Raw genomic sequence first — 2,227 nt, 5'->3', positions numbered from 1 at the left:
GCTCGGCAGGCTCGGGCGGACGGGCATGGTCGATCTTCTCGGCTGCGTCCTGCCACTGGCCCAGCCCGTGGCGCAGCCGCAGCGAGGTGGGCAGCTCCAGCACGGCGGCGCGGCCGGGGACCGGTGGCAGCTGCATGAGGTACTGGACCAGCGAGGCCACGTCGTCGTCGCTGAGGCGGTTGTAGTCGTCAGAGGGCATCAGCAGCACCGGCTGGCCGTTGGGCTTGACGCCGTGGCGCAGCACGCGCTCCCAGTCGGCAGGCTTGTAGCCGGCGATCACATTGCCCGGGCCGGGGCTGATGTTCGGGCCGGCGGCGCGTTGGCCGGTGAGCGGGTCGTCGATGAACAGCCGGCCTTCGCCTTGCTGGCCGTGGCAGCCGGCGCAGCCGCGCGTGTCGTACAGGTAGCGGCCGCGGGCCAGGCTGGCATTGTCGTCATGCAGTGCCAGCGGGTAGGCCGGCAGGCTGATCACGCGCAGGCGCTTCTGGTCATGCTGCTGCAAGGCCCAGCCACAGACGGCCAGCAGCGCCAACAAGGCCAGCAGCAGCAGCCCGGCCAAGGCCGGGATTGCATACCGATGCTGGTTGCCAGCCCGCTGCTCGCCGGCATTTGTCTCCACCACTGCTTGCATTCGCCTTCAACCACACAACAGGAACCGCCGGCAGCGGGGTGTCGCAGGCGGGCAAGTGGGCAGTGTCGCGGCAGGCCGCAGCGCGCGCATCCCTCATCGGATGCACGTGGTGCGTCATCCCGCTGAAGGTGTCATCACCAGGCAGGTGGTGGTGGCGTGGGCGTAGAGCTTGCCGTCCGGCCCGTACAGCCGGCCTTCGGCGAAGCCAAGCTGGCGGCCGGTGTTGATCACCCGGCCTTCGGCACGCACCAGCGGCACCTTCAGCGTCAGTGCCCGCAGGTAGCTGATCTTCAGTTCGGCCGTGGTGTAGGCCACGCCGGCCGGCAGCGTGGTGTGCACTGCGCAGCCCACGGCCGAGTCCAGCATGGTGGCAATCCAGCCGCCGTGCAGCGTGCCCATGGGGTTCAGGAAGCGCTGCGGCGGGTGGCCCTGGAACACGAAGCGACCGGCCTCGTACTCGATGGGCCAGATGTCCGCGCCTTCGCTGACGTGGGGATACGGCAGCTCGCCCTTGCTGATGCCTTCGAAGACCTGCAGCCCGCTGAGCCCTTGCAACTGCTCAGGCCTGGCCACGCCGGCTTGCAGGAGCTGGCGTCGCGCTTCGGCTTCCTGTTGTTGCCAGCGGGCCAGCGTACCGGCAGCGGTGTCGGGCGACAAGGCGGCAATGCTGTGCCAGAGGGCCTGGTTGTCAGAGGGCATGGGCATCTCCTGAGGGGGAACGGAGGGGGAGGCGGGATATGGTTATCATAATAGTTGTAGTTGCAACAGTTGTGGCTACAATAATTTGCATGGCACATCCCGTGATCGACCCTCCTGCCCTGGCGGAGCCGCCCAAGCTGCCTCGCGGCTGCAGCAACCTGCGCCTGCGCCAGGCCGACCGTTTGGTCAGCCTGCACTTCGACAGCGTGGTCCAGAAGGCGACCGGGCTGAAGACCTCGCAGTACACGCTGCTCAGCCACATTGCCGCGATGGGGCCGGTGCGGCCGGCCGACCTGGCCGCGGCAATGGCGCTGCAGCCATCCACGCTGACCCGCAACCTGCAGCCGCTGATGGCGCAGGGCTGGGTGCAGATGGGCCCGGGCGCCGATGCGCGCTCGCGCAGCATTTCGCTGACCGACGCCGGCCAGGCCAAGCGCCAGAAATCCCAGCTGGCCTGGAAGCAGGCTCAGCTGGCGTTCAACCAACGCATGGGCACCGAACGCGTGGCCCGCCTGCATGCCTTGCTGGACGAAGTGATCCAGCTGATGGCCGACACACCGGAGACCCCGCGATGACGAAGACTCCTGCTTCTCTCTCGGCGCCCGCCGTCTGGCTGGTGCTGCTGGCCGCTGGCGGCACCTTCGCGCTGACCATGGGCGCGCGCCAGTCCATGGGCCTGTTCCTCGGCGACCTGAACAGCTCGACCGGGCTGGGCCTGGCGCAGATCAGCCTGGCCTTTGCGTTCGGCCAGCTCTGGTGGGGCCTGACCCAGCCGTTCGCCGGCCTGGTGGCGGACCGCTACGGCCCGGGGCGGGTGCTGATCCTGGGTGTGCTGCTGGTCTGCACCGGCACCGCGCTGATCCCGCTGATGCACAGCAGCACGGGGCTGATCCTGGC

General features: G+C 68.8%; 3 protein-coding genes and 1 pseudogene. 2 read left to right on the top strand and 2 right to left on the bottom strand.

Going from position 1 to position 2,227, the window contains the following annotated elements:
• Positions 1–619, bottom strand: a 619-nt coding sequence (locus FKP22_RS27900) for a c-type cytochrome (protein WP_170201135.1), incomplete at its 3' end; no start/stop codon positions are given.
• 126 nt (positions 620–745) lie between these two features.
• A complete protein-coding gene (locus tag FKP22_RS27895) occupies positions 746–1,330 on the bottom strand; it encodes a PaaI family thioesterase (protein WP_141291286.1) in 585 nt (194 codons plus the stop codon).
• Between the two features lie 89 nt (positions 1,331–1,419).
• Here FKP22_RS27895 and FKP22_RS27890 point away from each other — a divergent pair, with 89 nt between their 5' ends.
• Positions 1,420–1,905 (top strand): MarR family winged helix-turn-helix transcriptional regulator, encoded by a 486-nt coding sequence (locus FKP22_RS27890; RefSeq protein ID WP_141291284.1) that lies wholly within the window; start codon positions 1,420–1,422, stop codon positions 1,903–1,905.
• Positions 1,902–2,227 (top strand): annotated as a pseudogene (locus FKP22_RS27885) (MFS transporter); the annotation flags it as partial. The gene FKP22_RS27890 and the pseudogene FKP22_RS27885, both read left to right, overlap by 4 nt.

Origin of the sequence: Ideonella azotifigens (genome assembly GCF_006519715.1) — a bacterium.
Taxonomy (GTDB): Bacteria; Pseudomonadota; Gammaproteobacteria; order Burkholderiales; family Burkholderiaceae_C; genus Ideonella; species Ideonella azotifigens.
Note: the sequence above shows the minus strand (reverse complement) of the source record. Positions and strands in the feature narration are given on the sequence as shown.